This is a genomic window from Paraburkholderia yinzeri (genome assembly GCF_046581065.1).
Lineage (GTDB): Bacteria > Pseudomonadota > Gammaproteobacteria > Burkholderiales > Burkholderiaceae > Paraburkholderia.
Genome location: NZ_JBFOCJ010000001.1, coordinates 2,154,251 through 2,173,748 on the forward strand (window position 1 = coordinate 2,154,251; position 19,498 = coordinate 2,173,748).

At 66.5% G+C, this 19,498-nt stretch carries 17 protein-coding genes; 13 read left to right on the forward strand and 4 right to left on the reverse strand.

Features of this window, described 5'->3' with window-relative positions:
- Nucleotides 1–68: 68 nt before the first annotated feature.
- The 4 genes from odhB (at nt 69) to WJ542_RS10285 (ending at nt 4,660) form a co-directional block, all read left to right on the forward strand.
- Nucleotides 69–1,331: a 2-oxoglutarate dehydrogenase complex dihydrolipoyllysine-residue succinyltransferase gene (gene odhB, locus WJ542_RS10270; RefSeq protein WP_411189195.1), complete on the forward strand. Its 1,263-nt coding sequence runs from the start codon at nt 69–71 to the stop codon at nt 1,329–1,331.
- Nucleotides 1,332–1,432: 101 nt separating this feature from the next.
- Nucleotides 1,433–2,863 (forward strand): dihydrolipoyl dehydrogenase, encoded by a 1,431-nt coding sequence (gene lpdA / locus WJ542_RS10275; RefSeq protein ID WP_411189196.1) that lies wholly within the window; start codon nt 1,433–1,435, stop codon nt 2,861–2,863.
- A gap of 116 nt (nt 2,864–2,979) precedes the next feature.
- Entirely contained in the window at nt 2,980–4,077 is a 1,098-nt protein-coding gene (gene zapE / locus WJ542_RS10280; protein ID WP_411189197.1) for a cell division protein ZapE, read from the forward strand.
- Nucleotides 4,078–4,210: 133 nt separating this feature from the next.
- A complete protein-coding gene (locus WJ542_RS10285) occupies nt 4,211–4,660 on the forward strand; it encodes a transposase (protein WP_411189198.1) in 450 nt (149 codons plus the stop codon).
- Nucleotides 4,661–4,806: 146 nt separating this feature from the next.
- Here the strand turns inward: WJ542_RS10285 and WJ542_RS10290 are convergent, their stop codons facing one another.
- The 4 genes from WJ542_RS10290 to WJ542_RS10305 all read right to left on the reverse strand — a co-directional run bounded on the left by WJ542_RS10290 (nt 4,807) and on the right by WJ542_RS10305 (nt 10,409).
- Nucleotides 4,807–5,292, reverse strand: a complete 486-nt coding sequence (locus WJ542_RS10290) for a DUF2147 domain-containing protein (protein WP_411189199.1) — start codon at nt 5,290–5,292, stop codon at nt 4,807–4,809.
- 148 nt (nt 5,293–5,440) lie between these two features.
- Nucleotides 5,441–7,129: a ShlB/FhaC/HecB family hemolysin secretion/activation protein gene (locus tag WJ542_RS10295; protein ID WP_411189200.1), complete on the reverse strand. Its 1,689-nt coding sequence runs from the start codon at nt 7,127–7,129 to the stop codon at nt 5,441–5,443.
- Between the two features lie 253 nt (nt 7,130–7,382).
- On the reverse strand, nt 7,383–8,873 hold the full coding sequence (locus WJ542_RS10300; RefSeq protein WP_411189201.1) for a collagen-like triple helix repeat-containing protein: 1,491 nt from the start codon (nt 8,871–8,873) through the stop codon (nt 7,383–7,385).
- Between the two features lie 39 nt (nt 8,874–8,912).
- Complete coding sequence (locus WJ542_RS10305) at nt 8,913–10,409, reverse strand: collagen-like triple helix repeat-containing protein (protein ID WP_411189202.1); 1,497 nt, start codon at nt 10,407–10,409, stop codon at nt 8,913–8,915.
- A 574-nt stretch (nt 10,410–10,983) separates the two neighbouring features.
- On the opposite strand from WJ542_RS10305, the gene WJ542_RS10310 reads away from it, so the two are divergent.
- The 9 genes from WJ542_RS10310 to WJ542_RS10350 all read left to right on the forward strand — a co-directional run bounded on the left by WJ542_RS10310 (nt 10,984) and on the right by WJ542_RS10350 (nt 19,495).
- Nucleotides 10,984–11,163 carry a Flp family type IVb pilin gene (locus tag WJ542_RS10310; protein ID WP_411189203.1) on the forward strand — a complete coding sequence of 60 codons (180 nt, stop codon included), beginning with the start codon at nt 10,984–10,986 and terminating at the stop codon, nt 11,161–11,163.
- A 112-nt stretch (nt 11,164–11,275) separates the two neighbouring features.
- Nucleotides 11,276–11,779 (forward strand): A24 family peptidase, encoded by a 504-nt coding sequence (locus WJ542_RS10315; RefSeq protein WP_411189204.1) that lies wholly within the window; start codon nt 11,276–11,278, stop codon nt 11,777–11,779.
- On the forward strand, nt 11,776–12,255 hold the full coding sequence (locus WJ542_RS10320) for a TadE/TadG family type IV pilus assembly protein (protein WP_411189205.1): 480 nt from the start codon (nt 11,776–11,778) through the stop codon (nt 12,253–12,255). The genes WJ542_RS10315 and WJ542_RS10320 overlap by 4 nt, the downstream gene beginning before the upstream one ends.
- A gap of 61 nt (nt 12,256–12,316) precedes the next feature.
- Nucleotides 12,317–13,249, forward strand: coding sequence for a Flp pilus assembly protein CpaB (gene cpaB, locus WJ542_RS10325; RefSeq protein WP_411189206.1), 933 nt, complete (start codon nt 12,317–12,319; stop codon nt 13,247–13,249).
- A 48-nt stretch (nt 13,250–13,297) separates the two neighbouring features.
- On the forward strand, nt 13,298–14,692 hold the full coding sequence (locus tag WJ542_RS10330) for a type II and III secretion system protein family protein (RefSeq protein ID WP_411189207.1): 1,395 nt from the start codon (nt 13,298–13,300) through the stop codon (nt 14,690–14,692).
- Between the two features lie 48 nt (nt 14,693–14,740).
- Nucleotides 14,741–15,967 (forward strand): P-loop NTPase family protein, encoded by a 1,227-nt coding sequence (locus WJ542_RS10335; RefSeq protein ID WP_411189208.1) that lies wholly within the window; start codon nt 14,741–14,743, stop codon nt 15,965–15,967.
- Nucleotides 15,968–15,970: 3 nt separating this feature from the next.
- A complete protein-coding gene (locus WJ542_RS10340) occupies nt 15,971–17,305 on the forward strand; it encodes a TadA family conjugal transfer-associated ATPase (protein WP_411189209.1) in 1,335 nt (444 codons plus the stop codon).
- A complete protein-coding gene (locus WJ542_RS10345) occupies nt 17,298–18,368 on the forward strand; it encodes a type II secretion system F family protein (protein ID WP_411189210.1) in 1,071 nt (356 codons plus the stop codon). The genes WJ542_RS10340 and WJ542_RS10345 overlap by 8 nt, the downstream gene beginning before the upstream one ends.
- Entirely contained in the window at nt 18,365–19,495 is a 1,131-nt protein-coding gene (locus WJ542_RS10350) for a type II secretion system F family protein (RefSeq protein WP_411189211.1), read from the forward strand. Before WJ542_RS10345 ends, WJ542_RS10350 begins: the two co-directional genes overlap by 4 nt.
- The last annotated feature ends 3 nt before the right edge of the window (nt 19,496–19,498 follow it).

Here is a 19,498-nt window from a genome sequence, read left to right on the forward strand (position 1 = left end):
AAAGCGCGCTTTCCCGCGCTCAGGTGCGCGACCCCGGTTCGTTACAGATACGTATTCAGGAAAATCACATGGCTATTGTTGAAGTCAAGGTCCCGCAGCTTTCGGAGTCGGTTTCGGAAGCCACGATGCTCCAGTGGAAGAAGAAGCCGGGCGAGGCTGTTGCCCAGGACGAAATCCTCATCGAACTGGAAACGGATAAGGTTGTTCTCGAAGTGCCCGCGCCGTCGGCCGGCGTGCTGGCCGAGATCGTCGCCAACGACGGCGACACCGTCGTCGCCGATCAGGTGATCGCGAAGATCGATACGGAAGCCAAGGCTGGCGCCGCGCCCGCCGCCGCGCCGGCTGCGGCACCTGCCGCTGCTGCCGTCGCCGCGCCGGCCGTCGCCGCAACGGCTTCGAGCAGCACGATTGCTTCGCCCGCCGCCGGGAAGCTGATGGCCGAGAAGGGTCTCACGGGCGCGGATGTCGGCGGCACGGGTCGCGACGGCCGCATCACGAAGCAGGACGTGCTCGGCGCAGGCGCGCCGAAGGCTGCTCCGGCTGCGGCTCCCGCGGCTGCGAAGCCGGCTGCCGCGAAGCCCTCGCTGCCGCAAGTCAACGCGCCGGCATCGGCCGCGAACTGGCTGAACGACCGTCCGGAACAGCGCGTGCCGATGTCGCGTCTGCGTGCGCGTATCGCCGAGCGTCTGCTGGAGTCGCAGCAAACCAACGCCATCCTCACGACGTTCAACGAAGTGAACATGGCGCCGGTCATGGATCTGCGCAACAAGTACAAGGACAAGTTCGAGAAGGAACATGGCGTGAAGCTCGGCTTCATGTCGTTCTTCGTGAAGGCGGCGGTTCACGCGCTGAAGAAGTTCCCGCTCGTGAACGCGTCGATCGACGGTAACGACATCGTCTATCACGGCTACTTCGACATCGGTATCGCCGTCGGCTCGCCGCGCGGTCTGGTGGTGCCGATCCTGCGCAACGCCGACCAGATGAGCCTCGCCGACATCGAGAAGAAGATCGCCGAATTCGGCCAGAAGGCCAAGGACGGCAAGCTCTCGATCGAGGAAATGACGGGCGGTACGTTCTCGATCTCGAACGGCGGCGTGTTCGGCTCGATGCTCTCGACCCCGATCATCAACCCGCCGCAGTCGGCGATCCTCGGCGTGCACGCGACGAAGGAACGCGCGGTGGTCGAGAACGGCCAGATCGTGATCCGTCCCATGAACTACCTCGCGATGTCGTACGACCACCGCATCATCGACGGCCGCGAAGCCGTCCTGTCGCTGGTCGCGATGAAGGATGCGCTGGAAGATCCGGCTCGTCTGCTGCTCGACCTGTAAAAGCCGATCTCATCAAGTATCAAGTCTCACGCTGAGTGCCATGCGCGCGGATTCCGGAAGCCGGGGTCCGCGCGTGGCGCTCACGTATCGAAAGGATGACCATGTCCAAAGAATTTGACGTCGTCGTGATCGGCGCCGGCCCCGGCGGCTATATCGCGGCGATCCGCGCCGCGCAGCTCGGCAAGTCGGTTGCGTGTATCGAGAAGTGGAAGAACCCGGCCGGCACGCTGAAGCTCGGCGGCACCTGCCTGAACGTGGGCTGCATTCCGTCGAAGGCGCTGCTTGCCTCGTCCGAAGAGTTCGAGAACGCGCAGCACCACCTGGCCGACCACGGCATCAACGTGGGCGACGTGAGCATCGACGTTGCGAAGATGCTGGGCCGCAAGGAAGCCATCGTCGAGAAGATGACGAAGGGTATCGAGTTCCTGTTCCGCAAGAACAAGATCACGTGGCTCAAGGGCCACGGCAAGTTCACCGGCAAGACCGACGCTGGCGTGCAGATCGAAGTGAGCGGCGAAGGCGAGACTGAAGTCGTGACGGCGAAGAACGTCATCATCGCGACGGGCTCGAAGGCGCGCCATCTGCCGGGCATTCCGGTCGACAACAAGATCGTCGCCGACAACGAAGGCGCGCTCTCGTTCGACACGGTACCGAAGAAGCTGGCCGTGATCGGCGCCGGCGTGATCGGTCTGGAACTGGGCTCGGTGTGGCGCCGTCTGGGCGCGGAAGTGACCGTGCTCGAAGCGCTGCCGGAATTCCTCGGCGCCGCCGACCAGGCTTTGTCGAAGGAAGCCGCGAAGCTCTTCAAGAAGCAGGGCCTCGACATTCACGTTGGCGTGAAGGTGGGTGAAGTGAAGGCGACGGACAAGAATGTCACCATCAACTACACCGACAAGGACGGCAACGCGCAGGTGCTCGAAGCCGACCGCCTGATCGTTTCGGTCGGCCGCGTGCCGAACACCGACAACCTCGGTCTCGAAGCGATTTGTCTGAAGGCCAACGAGCGCGGCTTCATCGACATCGACGACCACTGCCGCACGGCGCTGCCGAACGTCTACGCGATCGGCGACGTGGTGCGTGGTCCGATGCTCGCGCACAAGGCCGAAGACGAAGGCGTGCTGGTGGCCGAGATCATCGACGGCCAGAAGCCGCACATCGACTACAACTGCATTCCGTGGGTGATCTACACCGAGCCGGAAATCGCATGGGTCGGCAAGACGGAACAGCAGCTCAAGGCCGAAGGCCGCGACATCAAGACGGGCCAGTTCCCGTTCATGGCGAACGGCCGCGCGCTCGGCATCAACAAGGCCGACGGCTTTGTGAAGATGATCGCCGACGCGAAGACCGACGAGCTGCTCGGCGTGCACATCATCTCGGCGAACGCATCGGACCTGATCGCGGAAGCCGTGGTGGCGATGGAATTCAAGGCCGCTGCCGAAGACATCGGCCGCATCTGCCATCCGCACCCGTCGCTGTCCGAAGTCATGCGCGAAGCCGCGCTCGCCACCGACAAGCGCGCGCTGAACATGTAAGCGCCAAGGGCAGGGCGGCCGCTGTCTGGTGGCTGCCCTGCTTCGCAGTACCAGCATCACGTACGGAGGCGGGTGGGCGTTAGCTCCCCCGCCTTTCCTCATTTGCGGCCCAGAAAATGAACGTCACCGAATACTACGAAAACGAACTGCAGAAGCGGGGATACCAGCCCGATACGGCCCAGCGCGCCGCGATCGACCGGCTGCAGCGGTGCTACGACGAATGGGTCGAATACAAGTCGCGTCGCTCGAATGCGATCAAGAAATTCCTGATTCACCCGGACCTGCCGCGCGGCGTCTACATGTGGGGCGGCGTGGGGCGCGGCAAGAGCTTCCTGATGGACAGCTTCTATGCGGTCGTGCCGCTGCAGCGCAAGACGCGCCTGCACTTTCACGAGTTCATGCGCGAAGTGCACCGCGAGCTCGAAGAACTGAAGGGTCAGGCCGATCCGCTCGACGAACTCGCGCGCCGCATTGCGAAGCGCTATCGCCTGATCTGCTTCGACGAATTCCATGTCTCGGACATCGCCGACGCGATGATTCTTTATCGGCTGCTCGATGGGTTGTTCAAGAACGGCGTGCAGTTCGTGATGACTTCCAACTACGATCCCGATCTGCTGTACCCCGACGGCCTGCACCGCGACCGCATGCTGCCCGCGATCGAGCTCATCAAGGAAAAATTGGATGTCCTGAACGTCGATGCCGGCGTCGACTACCGGCAGCGCACGCTCGCCCAGGTCGAGGTCTATCACACGCCGCTCGGTGCCGAAGCCGACCGCGCGTTGCGCCACTCGTTCGCGCAGCTCGCGGCGGTGCCCGACGAGAGCCCGATCCTGCATATCGAAAAACGCGAGCTGAAGGCCTTGCGCAAGGCCGATGGCGTGGTCTGGTTCGATTTCGCGACGCTGTGCGGCGGCCCGCGCTCGCAGAACGATTATCTGGAGCTGGCGAGCCGTTTCCACGCGGTGATCCTTTCCGGCGTGCCGCAGATGACGCCGCGCATGCAGTCCGAAGCGCGCCGCTTCACGTGGCTCATCGACGTGTTCTACGACCACAAGGTGAAGCTGCTGATGTCGGCGGCGGTGCCACCCGAAGAGTTGTATGTCGAAGGCCCGATGGCGAACGAATTTACGCGCACGGTCTCGCGCATCGTCGAGATGCAGTCGAAGGAGTATCTCGAAACGCCGCGCCGCATCGTCGATACGAGCCTGACCTGAGCGCTGTTCCGTCTCGTTCGCCATCGCGAAAAGACGTCGCGGCAGCCTTTTCAAGATTCGGACTCATCCGATAGTCGCCGCTGGGGCAAGTCCCTATCGTTTGTCTGGAACGTTACGGACAAAGGAGAGGACCATGACCCCCTATCGCGATATTACCGAGGAAGAATGGCGCCGCGTCATGCCGCTGCTGCCTGAACTGCGCCCGCGCACCGAGCTGCGCGGGCGGCCGCTGGCCAACACGCGTGCGGTGCTCAACGGCGTGCTCTGGGTGATGTACAGCGGCGCTACGTGGTCGGCCATGCCGCGCCGCTACCCTTCGTATCAAACCTGCCACCGGCGCTTCAAGACCTGGCACGATAACGGCGTGCTCAGGCGCGTGATGGGGGAACTGTTCGGCGAAGAAGGCGTGACGCTGTGCGACACGATCGAGATGCGCATGCGCAAGCATCTGAGCCGTGCAGACAAGCTCGCGCGTCGCGACCCGCCGCCCGCGTTGCTGCCGAAGACCTCGCCGTTCGCGCCGTCGCCCGATGCGGCGCAGCCTTTCTCCTACCAGCGAGCCCTGTATCGCCAGACGGCCTGAGCATGTTGTCCATGGGCCGGGGCGCGGTCCATCAAGATGGGACCGCGCCCCTCGCATTTGTCTGGCCCACATTCGAGCCGCACATCCGTAAACACCCGATTACCTGGTCAATTGCCTGGTAGTGCCATCTACTGCCAGATCGGCGCTCATTGCTGGCGAACCCACGTCTGCGAGCGGCCCAGCAGCGAGATGCCAAGATAGCCGCGCACCACGAGCTTCTGCCCGCCGTCTTCCAGATGCATCTTGCAGCGATATACCTTGCCGTTTTCCGGGTCGAGAATGTGGCCGTTGTCCCAGCCGTCGTCGCTCTTTTTCATGCCATCGATAATCGTCATGCCGAGAATGAGCTGGTCCTTGCGTGCGTCGGTGCATTCGGTACAGCGGCGGTCCGGCTTGTCAGCCGGACCGAGCCCCTTGATGACTTTGCCGCTGAGGTCGCCGCTACCGTCGTCGCTGATCTGGACGAGCGCCTTCGGCTGCCCCGTGTGATCGTCGATGGTCTGCCACACGCCCACCGGTGTGTCGCTCTGTGCATGAGCGGCCATCGCGCCGCCGAAAAGGGTGCTCGCCAGCGCGAGCTGGGTCGCCGCGCGTGCGGCGAATGCAAGGGTGCGTCCGGTGATCCGGTTCATGTGTCGTCCTCCACTGATGATTGTCGTGATCGTGCAGACCGTGCGTGCGCCTTGCCAGCGCGCACGCCGGTGTAGGGCAGGATACGCGAAAGCGCGGCGTTCGTAGGAGAGGAGGGCCTCTAGTCGCCCGAGCGCGCGGTTGTCCAGATCAGTTCAACTGATACGAGAATGTCGCGTTGACGCGCGGACTGCGCGATGCGCTCTCCACGGGCGCATCCGCGAGCGCTTTGGCCACCGAGAGGTCGAGCGTGTAGTACTTGCCGTCCGATATCCGGAAGCCGATCGACGCCGACGAAAGCCTTGACGGCGCGGGCGTGCCCGCATGCAGATAGACGCGCGCCATGTCGAACGAGACATAGGGCGTGATCGTCTGCAGCCACATGTAGGCGGGCCTGAACGGATGGTTCACTTCGAAGGAGAAGCCCCAGCCCGAATCGCCCGATGCTTCGCCGGGCTCGTAGCCTTGCGCAAAATGCTGTGCGCCGAAGGCGATCTCCTCGGACGTGGGCAGCGTCACCGGGCTGTATTGGCCCGTGGCCGCCACCGCCGTGCCGAAGCCGAGCGGCCAGTCGTTGGTTTGCGACACCGTGGCGTCGGTGCGCACGAAGTTCAGCGAGACGGGGTTCTGCACCACGAGCCCCGGTATGTTCGTGTCTACCGACTTCGACGCGCCGAGCACGTCGAAGGCCTTTGCCACGTTGAAGCTCGCCTTGCGCACCTGGCCCGGCTGCACGTCGGTATAGTCGGCCTGCAGTTGCAGCACGCGAACCTGGGAGCGTTCGCCATACTGGGCGCCGTTGATCGTGTTGTGATAGTCGTCCTCGTCGTGGGTCGCATAGACGCTCGCCGTGCCGATCAGGCTGCGCGTGTTGTTCAGCAGCATCGGATACGAGAGCGAGCCCGTCAGCTTGTCGCTGATGACCGTGCGTTCGACATAGGAGGGCAGGCCCGGATTGTCGGTCGGGTTGCCGCGATAGTGCGAGGCATCCACTTTGGCCGTGAGGCCGTCGCTTCCCACCGGCACCGCCGCATGTGCCGCAATGTAGGTGATGTGGTCAGGACCCCTTGGCATCAGTGCGGAGATGCTCAGTTGCTCGCCGAACGGCGTGAGCCCGTTTTCGCTGGCGGTGAGAAGGCCCTGAACGCCGGGCTGATTGGTGTTTACGCCGGCGCTGAAATCGACGGACTTGTGCTGCGTATCGAGTTCGAGCGTCGTCGCGCCGTCGGTATTGCTGGGCGGCGGCACGTTGGCCGAGACCTTGAGGCCGGGCAACAAGCCGAGCACGTTGATGTAGCGCTGGAACGTGGCCGTGCGCAGCGGCCGGTCATCGACGATATGCGCCGCGATCGCCCGGATCTTGCCTTCCAGCGCACCGGGCTTGCCGGTGATCTTCACGTCGGCCACGTAGCCCTCCACGACCACGATGCGCACGACGCCATTGGCGAAGTCCTGTGCAGGTATGAACGCGAACGAGAGCGCATAGCCACGCGACTGATACAGCTTCGTCACGCCGTTCGCCGTCTCGATCAGCTTGCCGATCGTGATGTCGTGATTCGCAAGGGGTGCGAAGCGTTGAGCGACCTCGTCGAACGGGATCGACTTCACGCCCTCGACCTTGAACGTCGTGGGCGTGAGATGCGTGGCGAGCAACTGCTGCAATTGCGGCGTCTGCTGCTGCACGTTCACGGTCACGTTCGGCGCCTTTTGCGGCGCGTTGACCTGCGGCAGCGCGTCGAGCGGATTCCCGCCGAGCGGGTTTCCGCCCGGCGCCGGCCGGCTCTGCGCGACTGCAACCCCCGTAAGGCTGCTCGCCGCCGCCCCCGCAGCGGCGAGCATGACCCATCCTGCAACTGCGCCTCTCATTTCACTGCCCTCTAGCTTATCGGGCGGCACGCGTCGTTGATTGTTTGTGTCCGACGCGTGCCGTCTCTTTGTGCCGCCTTCGTGGGCGGTCTGTGGCTCCCTGACGCCTGTGTTTTTATTCCTGCGGTCTTGCGACTACGTTCCTGCCAGGCTGTGCGCGCGCAACTTTCCGGTCCGAATGTCGCGTCGTCGCGTTGCGTATCTTGCCCGATGATTTTGCGTTCGGCTATGGCAGCTTCTTGAGCAGGCCACCTAACAGACCCCCTGAACTGCTTGAGCTACCCGAGGTGCCGGACGTGCCGCCCGCCGTCGAACCGAGCGTGCCCGTGACCGTGCCGACAAGGGCCGTCACCGGCTGCAGCAGGGCAGTGGCGCCGGCGCTACCGGTCGTGGGCGAGGTGAGCGAGGCGAGCGCGCCCGTGGCCGCCGGGCTGCCGGCGCTGCCAGTCGTCGTGCCCGCTAGCAGGGCGCCGACCACCGGCACGCCCGCGATTGTGCCGCTGAGCGGGGTGGCCGAGAGGATGCTGTTGAGCGGCGTGTTCGTCAGCACGCCTCCGAGCGGCGTGCCCGAAAGCACACCCGTGAGCGAGCCGACCGGCAGGTTGCCGAGCGGCGAACTGCCGAGGCCGAGGCTGGCGAGCGTGGCCTTGAGCGGGCCGAGCGGCCCGCTCGCTGCGGCGCCGGTCGGTGGACCGCTTAGTACAGCGTAATTGCTGCTGCCGACCAGGCTCACGATCAAGCCGGGAATTGGCGCAGCGCCGTTAGGCCCGTTCGGGTTGACGAGGCCGCCCGCGTTCGTCACGGTGTTGCCGAGCGAGGCGACGAGCGTGCCGACGTCGGCGCCGAGCGGGTTGTTCGTGGCGGCGCTGGCCGCGCTGCCGAGGGTCGTGCCGGCCGTCGAGACTGCGCCGCCCAGCTTGGCGAGCACGCCCGAAAGCGGCACGCCGAGGCCTGTGGTCGTCCCCACCTGCTGCGTGACGAGACCGGCGGTGAGCACGATCGGCGTGATGGCCGTGCTGATGGGTTGCGTGACCTGCTGCACGGGGGCCGAGGAGAGCACGTTGCCAAGGACCGCGCCGCCCGCGTTGACGGTGTTCGCCGTCGTGGCGAGTACGCCCGCCACCGGCGACGTGACGGGAGCGAGCGGCGAGAGCGGGCCGCTGCCGAGACCGCTCACGGTCGACGAAAGGCCGTTGACGACACCGCTCGTTGAGCTCACCACGCTGCCCAGGCCGGCGACCGTGGCGCCCACGGGATTCGTGCTCGACCCGGTCTGACCGACACCGCCCGCGAGGTCGTTGGCGAGCGCGTTGACCACGCCGCCGGTGCTCGCGACCGTGCTGCCGAGGCCCGAGGTGACGCCGCTCGCGCCGGGTAGGGGCGTGGAGCTGATGGTGTTGCCGAGATCGGTGGCGGTCTTGGCGACCGAGGTCAGCGCGCCGCTCGTCCCGGTTGTGCCGCTGGATGTCGTCGAGCCCCCGCCGCCCGAGTTCGTGCCGCTGCCGCCGCCCGTCGAGCCGGTCGTGGTGCCGCCACCCGTGCCGCTGGTGCCGCCCGTGCCGGTCGCCCCGCTGGCCGCGTTGTTGGGCGGCGTATAGCTGCTGCCGCCGCAGGCCGCGAGCGAGCAGGCCACGGCACAGGCGAGCGCGGTGAGGCGCAGGCCGCGCACGAGCGTCTGGGTCTGTTCGTTGAAAACCGCCGTTGCGCTGGTGGACATGACGGTGTCTCCTCGTCTGAAAGAGTGGTTCGAATGCGCTTACTTTTTGGCGCCGAGCAGGCCGCCAACGAGCGAGGTCAAGCCGGCGAGCGGGCCCGTCGTGCTGCTGCCGCTCGTTCCGCCGCTCGAGGATGCGAGCGAGAGGCCAGGTGTGGTGCTGCCGGTGCTCGTGCCGTGCGATCCCGAGGTCCCGGCGCCCGCACCGGCCACCGCGCCGACGCCGACTCCCACGCCGACGCCGCCCGCCGCGCCGGTGACCGTGCTGGTCAGGGTCGAGACGAGGTTCGTTACGGGTGCGAGCGGATTGCTGCCGCTGCTGCCGGAACCGCCGGTTATGCCGCCAAGAAGGCTCGTTACGGGTGCGAGCGGGCCGCTGCCCGAACTGCCGGAGCCACCGGTCGCGCCACCCAGGAGGCTCGTGACCGGGGCAAGCGGATTGCTGCCGGAGCTGCCGCCCGTCAGCAGTCCGCCCGCCGAGGCGACCGTCTTGCCCGTATCGGCGACGAGCGTGCCGACGCCGGTCGTGACCGGATTCGTGCCGCCGCCGGTCTGCGCGACGAGGGCGCCGCCCTTCTGGAGTCCGCCGCCGATCGCTTGCAGCAGGCCATTGACCGGCGCGCCGACGCCCGTTGCGTTGCCAAGCGTTTGCGTGGTGGCAGCGAGCACCGAGGTGATCGGCGTGATGGCCGAGCTGAGCTGCTGCGTGACCTGTTGGACCGGCCCTTGCGAAAGGACCGACGTGAGTGTTTGACCGCCGGTGGTGAGCGCCGAGCCCAGCGTGCCGACGGCGCCGCCGACGGGCGTCGTGAGCGCGGCGAGCGGCGCGAGCGGGCCGCTGCCGAGGCTCGTGACGAGTTGACCGGCGTTCGTGACGGCCTTGCCGACATCGCTCACGGCGCCGCCTGTGCTGGCGAGCGTGGTGTCGACCGGATTGCTGCTGGCGCCGATCTGGCCGAGGCCTTGCGAGACGCCCGTGCCGAGCGTCGAGACAGCCGAACCGACGTTCTGCACGATGCCGCCGGCAGCGCTCGTGGTCGCGGAGCTGACACCCGGCACCGACTGCGAGGCGATCAACGTGCCGAGACCCGTCGCCGTCGAGCCGGCGGCGTTCACGACATTGCCGGCGGCGTTTGCGACCTGGCCCACGGCGTTGGCGGCGACGGTCGAACCGCCGCCGCCTCCCGAACCGTTGCCGTTGCCATTGCCGTTACTGCCGGTCGTGGTGCCGCCCCCGGTCCCCCCTCCGTTGTTCGAGCCGCTACCGCTACCGCTGCCGCTGTCGCCGGTGGTCGTGCCGCCGCCGCCGCTGCCTGTACCGCTGCCGTTGCTGCCGGTTGTGGTGCCTGCGCCGCTGCTGTCGCCGCTTCCTCCCGAGCCACTGGAGCCGCTCGTGGACAGCGTGCCGCCGCCGCTACCCGTGCCCGTGCCGCTGCTGAGCGTGCCGGAACCGCCGCACGCGCTCAACGAAAGCATGGCAGCGGTGGTGGCCGCGACAAGCGTCAAGCGTGCGGCGTTGCCGATCGTGTTCTGATTCATGATGCCCTCGTCTCGTGTGGTATCTGCTTGTGTCGTTTGTCTGGACTACGCGTCCTTATCTGCAACAGATGTGCCAGGCAGCGACGAGGGGTATGGCGTGCAGGAAACCGCTCGCTAGAGGGGTTTTTCAAATCAAGGCGTGCCAAGCATCCGGCCGTGTCTTTCGTCGAATGAATCGTTTGCGCAGGTGTCGCGAGACCTCGTGCCGGCAAGCGTTACGTCACGTAACGCCGGCATGGGAGCGTTACGGAACAGGGCGTAACACGATGACTTTCTAGTCCTGAATAGTGTTGTCATGGTTTGTCCGGGCTAAACAACACAACGCCTATGCCGATAATGAAAATACGAGAGGGCGATTGCGCAACGATGTTTGTTACGCTATAAAAGCCGCACAAGGAGCACTGAACGCATGCATCAAGAGGGATGTGTATGCGATTTGGGCCAACGTTAGCGAGCTGTAATAAAGGCTCGCGCGCAGCCGGACCGGATGCGCAGGCGACTATTCACGATACGGGCAAGGCTTTGTGAAGCCGGCGCAGGACAACGTGAAAGCGAAATAAGAGAGAGGGCCGAAATGAACAAACTGTTCAAACAATTCATCAAGTCGGAAGACGGGGTTACCGCGCTGGAATATGGGCTGATTGCGGGAGTGATCGCGCTGGCGATTCTGACTGCGGTCACGAACCTGGGCGCCGAGCTGAACACCGTGTTCACCAACATCTACGCGAGCTTGTCGAAGACCGTTGGCGGCTAAGCCGACGTCGCTCTTTGCCCTATTCGTAGTAGTCCGTAGCGAAGCAGAAACTCTGCTTTTCACTCGCTCCGTTCCTGTGGTGCGTGCGGATTGCTGTGCGCGAATTCCGGCTATGACACTCACCCTACTCAGCGACCTCGTGTTCGGCGTCTGGGCGGTGGCGGTCGCGATCGGCGATTGCCGCTCGCGCCGCGTGCCCAACGCCCTCGTCGTGGCCGGTCTGTGCGCTGCGCTTGCCGCGTCGGTGCTCCACGCCGGTCCGGCGCGCATCGACGTCGCACAAGCCCTTGGCGCTGCCGTGGTCGGCCTCGCCGCGCTCATGCCGTTCTTTGTGCTCGGTGTGATGGGGGCGGGCGACGTCAAGGTGTTCGCCGTGCTTGGTGCATGGTGTGGGCTGCATCTGTTGCCGGGTCTCTGGATCGCAGCGAGCATTGCTGCGGGCGTGCACGCAGCAGCGACGCTGCTTGTGCTTCGTCGTCGCAGTAGCGCTGCGCGTTATCAAGGAGTGCAGATATTTATGGTGGGCGGGCGTCGCGGTACACCATACGCCGCCTGCCTGACGGTGTCGGCCGTCGCGTGGCTCGCATGGCAGTTCGCGCTGGGAGGTATCCGATGAGCCGGGTCACGGGCAAGCCCACGCGTCGCGCGATGCAGCGCGGTACCGCCGCAGTCGAATTTGCGATCGTGTTCCCGGTGTTCTTCCTCGTGCTGTACGCGATCATCACGTACAGCATGGTGTTCCTCACGCAGCAGAGCCTGACAGCAGCAGCGGAAGAGGGTGCGCGTGCCGCGCTCGTCTGGCAGAGCGCGACGAGCGATGGCACGGCCCTGAGCGAGCGTGCCGCGCAGGCGTGCAGTCGCGCGACGACCGTCGTGAGCTGGCTACCCGTCACGGCGACCTGTACGAATGCGATCAGTGCATCGCCGTCGGGTTGCACGAACAACCCCGCCATGGACTGCATCCAGGTGACGCTGACTTATGCATACGGGGCGAATCCGCTCGTGCCGATATTGCCTCTTCTGAGCATCGCTATACCGCAGTCGCTCACCGGCCAGGCCACCGTGCAGCTCGACCCGGAGAACCTGCTCTGATGTGCGTCCATACCTCTCTATCCGTAATCGCGCCGCTCCAGCGGAGCCAGGGTGACCGTTCATGGCGAATCTGACCAAAATCGTCGCGGGCCTGCTGATTGCCGGCGCTCTCGTGCTCGGCGCGTTTGCTTTCATGCTGGCGCGCCGCGCACCTCCGGCGCCCGTCGTACCGCCCGTTTCGTCGGCTGTCCAGATGCTCACGCCGGTCGTCGTCGCCACGCGCACGCTGCCCGCGGGTCAGCCGATTTCCGCCGATGCGCTGCGCGTACAGGCCTTGCCCATTCATCCCGAAGGCGCGTTTAACGACAAGGCGCTGATCGCCGGCCGCGTGCCGCTTACCGAGATCGCGGCGGACGCGCCCGTGCTCGACACGCAACTGTCGTCGAGCCTCGCGGCCAGCATCCAGCCTGGCGAGCGCGCGGTGGCGGTGCGTGTAGACGAGGTCAACGCGGTGGGCTACGAGCTGAAGCCCGGCAATTACGTCGATGTGTTCTTCACGCTGCGCCGCGATGGTGCGGTGAGCGGTGGCGAAGTGGGGCGCACCCAGGCGCGCCTCCTCGTCTCGAAGGCGCGCGTGCTGGTCTTCGGCAATCCCGCCGACGCAACGCCGCCGGGCGGCAATCCGCAACGCACGAGCGGCTTCGGTACGCAGAACATGGCGCCGCGTACCGCCGTGCTCGCGGTACCGGTGACCGAGGTGGACAAGCTGGCCCTCGCCCAAAGCCAGGGACAACTGATTTTGGCGCTGCGCAATCCGACCGACGACGACACAGTCGATCCTTCGGCGTTCGCAACGTCTCCGGGCGTGATCAAGGTCGTGTCGCACGACGCGCCGCAAGGCTCGACGCGCGCGGCGGAGGGCGTGGCGCTCGATCAGCTCGCCGGCGGCAGTGCGCCGCGCGAGGCAGCGGCAGCAACACATCGCAACGCGCCGGCGGCGCGCGGCGGCATCGAAGTAATACGGGGCGGGCGAGCGGAAACGGTTGCCTGGTAATGTGCCGCACAGGCGCGGCGGGTTTGTGGCAAGCAAAACAATATGACGATGACGAGGAAACTCGCAGTGGCCCTCGCGGCATCCGCGTGCGCCGGGCTTCTCACGCTCGCGCTTGCGACGGTGCCCGCGCGCGCTGCGCCGGGTGCGCAAGCGGGAGCGGCGGCGGGATCGGCGGAACTGCCGCAGGCGGTCGAACTCACGGTGGGCGAGCAGCGCACGCTGCCGGTTTCGGGCGCATTGCGGCGCATCGCCGTGGGCGATCCGTCGATCGCGGACGTGATGATCGTGCGCGGCGACCGGCGTGGCGGCGTGCTGCTGGTGGGCAAGGCGCCGGGCACGACGAACGTGATGCTGTGGGACGGCGGCGATACGGTGAGCACGATCACGGTCAACGTGACGACGAGCGCCGCACGCGCGTTGCTCGGTCCGGATACGCCGGCGGTGAAGACGCTGAACGGCACGGCGATCATCACGGGCGAAGCGGCGACGATGGAGGCTCACCAGCGCGCGGTGGTCGCGGCCGAGGGCGCGCTCGGCAAGGATGCGAAGCCGGACAGCGTGCTCGACGCGTCGAATGTCGCGACGCGTGCGGTGGTTCAGGTGGATGTGCGCGTGGTGGAGTTCAGCCGGTCGGTGCTCAAGCAGATCGGCTTCAACTTCTTCCGCCAGAACAATGGTTTTTCGTTCGGCTCGTTCGGACCTTCGTCGCTGTCGTCCGGCGCGAACAATACGGCGGTGGGCACCGCGCTCACGGGCATCACGCCGATCTCGTCGGCGTTCAATCTCGTGTTTTCGTCGGCTTCGCATGGGCTGTTCTCGGATCTGAGCCTCATGGAGACGAACAACCTCGCGCGCGTGCTGGCCGAGCCGACGCTCGTGGCGCTCTCGGGGCAGAACGCGAGCTTTCTCGCGGGCGGGGAAATTCCCGTGCCGGTGCCGCAGGCGCTCGGTGCGACATCGATCGAATACAAGCCGTACGGCATCGGGCTCACGCTCACGCCCACCGTGCTCTCGCCGCAGCGTATCGCGCTGAAGGTCGCGCCCGAGGCGAGCCAGCTCGACTACACGAACGCCGTGACGATCAGCGGCGTTTCGGTGCCGGCGATCACGACGCGCCGCGCGGAAACGACCGTCGAGCTGGGTGATGGCGAGAGCTTCGTGATTGGCGGCCTGATCGATCGCGAGACGTCGTCGAACGTCAACAAGGTGCCGCTCCTTGGCGACTTGCCGGTGATCGGCACGTTCTTCAAGCAATTGCAGTATCAGCAGACCGACAACGAACTGGTGATCATCGTGACGCCGCATCTGGTTTCGCCGCTCGCGAAGAACGCCATGCTGCCCGCCACGCCTGGTGAGCAGTCCGAACAGCGTGATGGACCGGTCTGGCGCGCGTTGCTGGGCGGCGCGGCCTCGCGCGATCCGGTACCGGGATTTTCGCCGTGAGCGCGCCGAGGCAGCCTACGGCGCAGCGGAAAAAATGGGAGAGCAGTCATGAACGCGAGAGCGCACTTGCAGACTGACCGTACGGTCGCGGATTCCTTCGTGTTCGCATCGCCGGACGAAGCGCACGCACGCTGGGTTGCCCGCTCGATCGGGGCGGCCGGCAAGATGGAAGCCGTGGCGCTCGATCCGGCGCAGGTGACGCAGCGCATTGCGATGCACATGCCCTCGCTTCTGCTCGTGGACTTCTCGGCGGGACGCGGCGCGGCGGCGAGCGCGGTGGCGGCAGCCGCGCACGCGGCGTTTCCGGGGCTGCAGGTCATTGCAGTGGGCACGCTCGCCGAACCCGAGAGCGCGCTCGCGGCATTGCGCGCGGGCGTGCGCGATTTCGTCGACATGGCGGCCGACGGCGGCGACGCGCTGCGCATCGTGCGCCAGGTGCTCGACAACCGCGTCGAGCCGGTGAGCCGCCACGGCCACCTCACGGTGCTGCTGGGCGCGCGCGCGGGCATGGGCGTGACGACGCTCGCGGCGAACCTCGGCGCGCTGCTTGCGCACAAAGGCGCCGCCATCAACCGCCACACGGCGCTTCTCGACCTCGGTCTGCCGGCCGGCGACGGCGCGTTGCTGCTGAACGCGGGCAACGGCTTCTCGTTCGTCGACGCCGTGCGCAACCTGCGCCGCTTCGACCAGACCTTCGTGCACACGGCGCTCGCGCGCCACGAGAGCGGGCTGGCGCTGACGACCCTGCCTGCCGATCTCGGCGCGCTGCGCGAGGTTTCGTATCAGTCCTCGGCGGCGTTGCTCACGCGGCTGCGCGCGTTCTTCGACCATCAACTGGTCGACCTCGGCGGCTTTTCGAATATGGAGTTCATCGCGAACGTAGTGCAGGCCGCCGACGACACCTGGCTCGTCTGCGACCAGAGCGTCGCCTCGATCGTTTCGGCGGCGCGTCAGCTCGACGCGTTGCGCGAGGGCGGCGTGGACCTCGCTCACGTGCAGCTCGTGCTCAACCAGTACGAAGCGGAGCTCGATCTCTCCGCCGCGCAGATCGCTTCGCGCCTTGGCATTGAACTTGCGGGGGTATTGCCGTCGCGACGCGTGGCGCTGTGCCAGGCGGCCAATCGCGGCAAGCTGCTCGCCGAAACGGCGCCGCGCGATCCCTACGTGCGCGCGCTCGAAGCGCTCGCCGCGCAGCTCGATGGTCAGCGGCCGCGCGCGGCGAGAAAGCTCGAGGCGCTGCGCCGCTTTCTCCCACACTCTTCGAAGCGGTCGTAGATCATGGCGGATAACATCGAATTTGCCGACGACTCTCCTCTGTTCGCGCAGAGCCAGCAGTTTCAGGACGTCAAGAACGCGGCCCACGAGCATCTGCTCACACGCATCGAAGAGCTGGGCGCCGAATTCGGCCGCTGGTCGCGCCACGCGATCAACCAGTTCGTCGACCTGGAGATGGACAGCTTCGTCCGGCTGCGTCATATCCCGATCAACGAAAGCGAGGTGCGGATCATCGCCGAGGCGTTGACGAAGGAACTCGCGGGCTTCGGGCCGATCGAGGATCTGCTTGCGGATCCCGCCGTCGAGGACATCCTCGTGAACGGCTATAGCGACGTCTACGTGTCGCGTCACGGCATCCTCGCGAAGATTCCGGTGCGTTTCTCCGACAACGCGCATCTGCTGCGCATCGTGCGTCGCATCCTCGCGCCGATCGGGCGGCGTCTCGACGAATCGAATCCGATGGTCGATGCGCGCCTGCCCGACGGCGGACGCATCAATGTCGTGATCGAGCCGCTTTCGCTGGCGGGTCCGATCGTCTCGATCCGCAAGTTCCGCAAGGATCCGCTGCGGCCCGACGATCTGCTCGGCAACGGTACGTTTGGGGTGGAGATCGGGGCGCTCTTCGAAGCGGCGGTGCAGGCTCGCTGCAACATCCTCGTTTCGGGCGGCACGAGTTCGGGCAAGACGTCGCTGCTCAATGCGCTGGCGTTTCACATCCCCGACGTGGAGCGCGTGGTGACGATCGAAGACACCGCGGAGCTTTCGCTGAACCACCCGCATGTGGTGCGGCTGGAGAGCCGGCCGGGCGGCTTCGACGGCGCGGGCGTGGTGAGCATCCGCGATCTGCTGCGCAACACGCTGCGCATGCGGCCGGACCGCATCATCGTCGGCGAAGTGCGCGGCGGCGAGGTGCTGGAAATGCTGCAGGCGATGAACACGGGCCACGACGGATCGATGGCCACCGTGCACGCGAGCTCGCCGCGCGAGTGCCTGTATCGCCTCGAAATGCTTGCGGGGTTCGCGGGCTTTCAGGGCACCGAATCGAGCCTGCGCCGGCAGATCGCGAATGCGGTCGACTTCATCGTGCAGATCGGCCGGCTCTCGAACGGGCGCCGGAGAATTCTTTCGGTAACCGAAGTAACGGGGCTGTCCGACAACATCATCGCGACGCAGGAGTTGTACCGCTACGAGCCGGTGACCACCCCCGAGGGCGAGGAGATCGACCGCTGGGACTCGCTCGGCATCCATCCGCATTCGCCCAAGCTTGCGCGTTTCCGGCAGACCTTGAGCGCGGCTGCCTTCGGCATGGGCGGGCGCGACGGGGGCTTCAATGTCTAGCGTGCTGGCCGTCGTCGCCGCGCTTGCGCTGCTGTTCGCAGCGTCGGGGCTCATGCTCTGGCACCGCGCGCAGACGCGGGTCGCGCGCGAGCGCGTGACCCGCTTCGTCGAAAGCCGGGTGTCGGCGGCGGGCTATGGCGCCGCCGTGCCCGTTCACGCGGGATCCGGCACGAAGAACGCGGAAGGGGCGACGGCATTTGCGCCGTCGCGCCCGGGTGCGCGCGCGGCGAATGCACCCAATGGACCCAACGCATCGAACGCATCGAACGCCCAGACGCCCACCCGCGCCGCGGCGGACCCGGATAGCTGGCGTGCACGTGCCGCGACGGCCTTCGAACACGCGATGAGCCGCGCCGGGATCGCCAACGCACGCAAGCCCGCATTGCTCATCGCGTTCGCAACGCTGACGGCGTGCCTGTGGGCTGGACTACTCGGCGGCGCGCTCGCCGCGCTAACCGTGCTGGCAATGATCGGCGTGCTCGTGGCGTTTGTACTTTCGTTGCGCATGCAACGGCGCCGTGCGAGGCTGGTCGCGCAGCTCCCCTCATTTCTCGACGGTATCGTCCGTCTCGTGGTGCTCGGCAACAGCGTGCCGGCCGCGTTCCAGGCCGCGCTTCAGACCACCGAGATGCCGCTGCGCGAGTGTCTCGAACGCGTCTCGCGCATGCTGCGTACCGGCGTCGAGATCGATCGCGCGCTGCATCAGGTCGCCCAGGTCTATCACGCAAACGAGCTCGATCTGGTGGGCGCGGTGCTGCGCCTGTCGGTCCGTTACGGCGGGCGCGCCGACGTCATGCTCGAACGCATGGCGACCTTCATGCGCGATCTCGATCAGGCGCAGCGCGAACTCGTGGCGATGTCGGCGGAAACGCGCATGTCCGCATGGGTACTGGCACTGCTGCCCGTTGGCATCGTCGGCTTTCTCATCCTCGTCAACCCGAAGTATTTCGCGGCGATGTGGTACGACGATGGCGGCCGTCATCTTGTCTATGGTGCGCTCGTGCTGCAGGCGGTGGGCGCGTATCTGCTGTATCGGCTCACCCGGCTGAGGAGCTCGCCATGAACGCAGGACGGCTCGGCGTGCTCGCGCTACTGCTGGCGGCGCTCGGTTTTGCGCTGCTGGCAGGGCAGGCGCTAAGCCGCATTGCCGCTGCGCGGCGCAGCGCGCGCACGCTCGAGCAGCGCTTCGCGAGCTATGGGGCCGAAGCGGCCGTGGCCGATGCGCGCGCGGCGGCGTCGAACCGGGCCGACGCCGGTGGTGGCGCAGGCGGCGCTGCGGGCGGCGCAAAGATCGGCTTCGGCGCGGCGACGCAAGGGATAGGGGCGGGCGTTAATGCGGTGTCCCAGGCAAGTGCGGCGGGTTCTGCCGCGGAAGCCGCGGGCCGGTCGGCAGGCTCGCAGCCGGCGCGCGCAACCGGGCTCAAGGGTTTCGTCGAAGCGTTCGCCGAACGGGGCGCGCGCTGGCTCGATACGCCGGCGGGCCGGCTCATCGTGGCCGAAGAAGACCGGCGTGTGCTGGATCGCTGCGGCTATGTCGACGCGCGCTCGCGCGGGCTTTTTCTCGTCGCACGCGTTGCCTGCGCGGCGGGGGGCGGCGCTGTCGGCGCGTGGCTTGCCACGTCGCACAATCCGGCCGGCCATCCGCTCGTGTTCATGGGCGTGGCCGCCGTCGCGGGCTTCATGCTGCCCAAGCTCTGGCTGGCAAGGCGCGTACGCGCGCGAATCGAATCCGTCGCAAACGAGCTGCCGATGTTCGTCGATCTGCTGCGCCTGCTTCAGGGAGTGGGTCTCTCGCTCGACCAGAGCCTGCAGGTCATGGTGAACGAATTCCGCCGCGTGCTGCCCGTGCTTGCGGGCGAGATGGAGATCGCGCAGCGCCAGTTCGTCGCGGGTCGTACGCGCGAGCAATCGCTGCATCGCATGGCGTCGATCTATGAGAACGAGGACTTGCGCGCCGTGATCCGTTTGATCATTCAGGTCGACCGCCACGGCGGCGCGGTCCAGGAGCCGCTCAGGCAATTCGGCGAGCGCCTGCGCGAAGTGCGCCGCGCGTCGCTGCGCGAGCGCATCGGCCGGCTCACCGTCAAGATGACCGGCGTGATGGTGCTCACGCTCTTGCCTGCGCTGCTGATCGTCACGGCGGGGCCCGGCTTGATCGCGGTGATGCGCGCGCTCGCCTCGCATCGTTGAGAG

Coding starts and splice junctions, on each gene's coding strand:
- WJ542_RS10340 (WP_411189209.1), top strand. CDS start 15,971: ATGGCGGATAACATCGAATTTGCCGACGACTCTCCTCTGTTCGCGCAG.
- cpaB (WP_411189206.1), top strand. CDS start 12,317: ATGGCGAATCTGACCAAAATCGTCGCGGGCCTGCTGATTGCCGGCGCT.
- zapE (WP_411189197.1), top strand. CDS start 2,980: ATGAACGTCACCGAATACTACGAAAACGAACTGCAGAAGCGGGGATAC.
- WJ542_RS10320 (WP_411189205.1), top strand. CDS start 11,776: ATGAGCCGGGTCACGGGCAAGCCCACGCGTCGCGCGATGCAGCGCGGT.
- WJ542_RS10295 (WP_411189200.1), bottom strand. CDS start 7,129: ATGCTCGCCGCTGCGGGGGCGGCGGCGAGCAGCCTTACGGGGGTTGCA.
- WJ542_RS10285 (WP_411189198.1), top strand. CDS start 4,211: ATGACCCCCTATCGCGATATTACCGAGGAAGAATGGCGCCGCGTCATG.
- lpdA (WP_411189196.1), top strand. CDS start 1,433: ATGTCCAAAGAATTTGACGTCGTCGTGATCGGCGCCGGCCCCGGCGGC.
- WJ542_RS10350 (WP_411189211.1), top strand. CDS start 18,365: ATGAACGCAGGACGGCTCGGCGTGCTCGCGCTACTGCTGGCGGCGCTC.
- WJ542_RS10345 (WP_411189210.1), top strand. CDS start 17,298: ATGTCTAGCGTGCTGGCCGTCGTCGCCGCGCTTGCGCTGCTGTTCGCA.
- WJ542_RS10305 (WP_411189202.1), bottom strand. CDS start 10,409: ATGAATCAGAACACGATCGGCAACGCCGCACGCTTGACGCTTGTCGCG.
- WJ542_RS10335 (WP_411189208.1), top strand. CDS start 14,741: ATGAACGCGAGAGCGCACTTGCAGACTGACCGTACGGTCGCGGATTCC.
- WJ542_RS10315 (WP_411189204.1), top strand. CDS start 11,276: ATGACACTCACCCTACTCAGCGACCTCGTGTTCGGCGTCTGGGCGGTG.
- WJ542_RS10330 (WP_411189207.1), top strand. CDS start 13,298: ATGACGAGGAAACTCGCAGTGGCCCTCGCGGCATCCGCGTGCGCCGGG.
- odhB (WP_411189195.1), top strand. CDS start 69: ATGGCTATTGTTGAAGTCAAGGTCCCGCAGCTTTCGGAGTCGGTTTCG.
- WJ542_RS10290 (WP_411189199.1), bottom strand. CDS start 5,292: ATGAACCGGATCACCGGACGCACCCTTGCATTCGCCGCACGCGCGGCG.
- WJ542_RS10310 (WP_411189203.1), top strand. CDS start 10,984: ATGAACAAACTGTTCAAACAATTCATCAAGTCGGAAGACGGGGTTACC.
- WJ542_RS10300 (WP_411189201.1), bottom strand. CDS start 8,873: ATGTCCACCAGCGCAACGGCGGTTTTCAACGAACAGACCCAGACGCTC.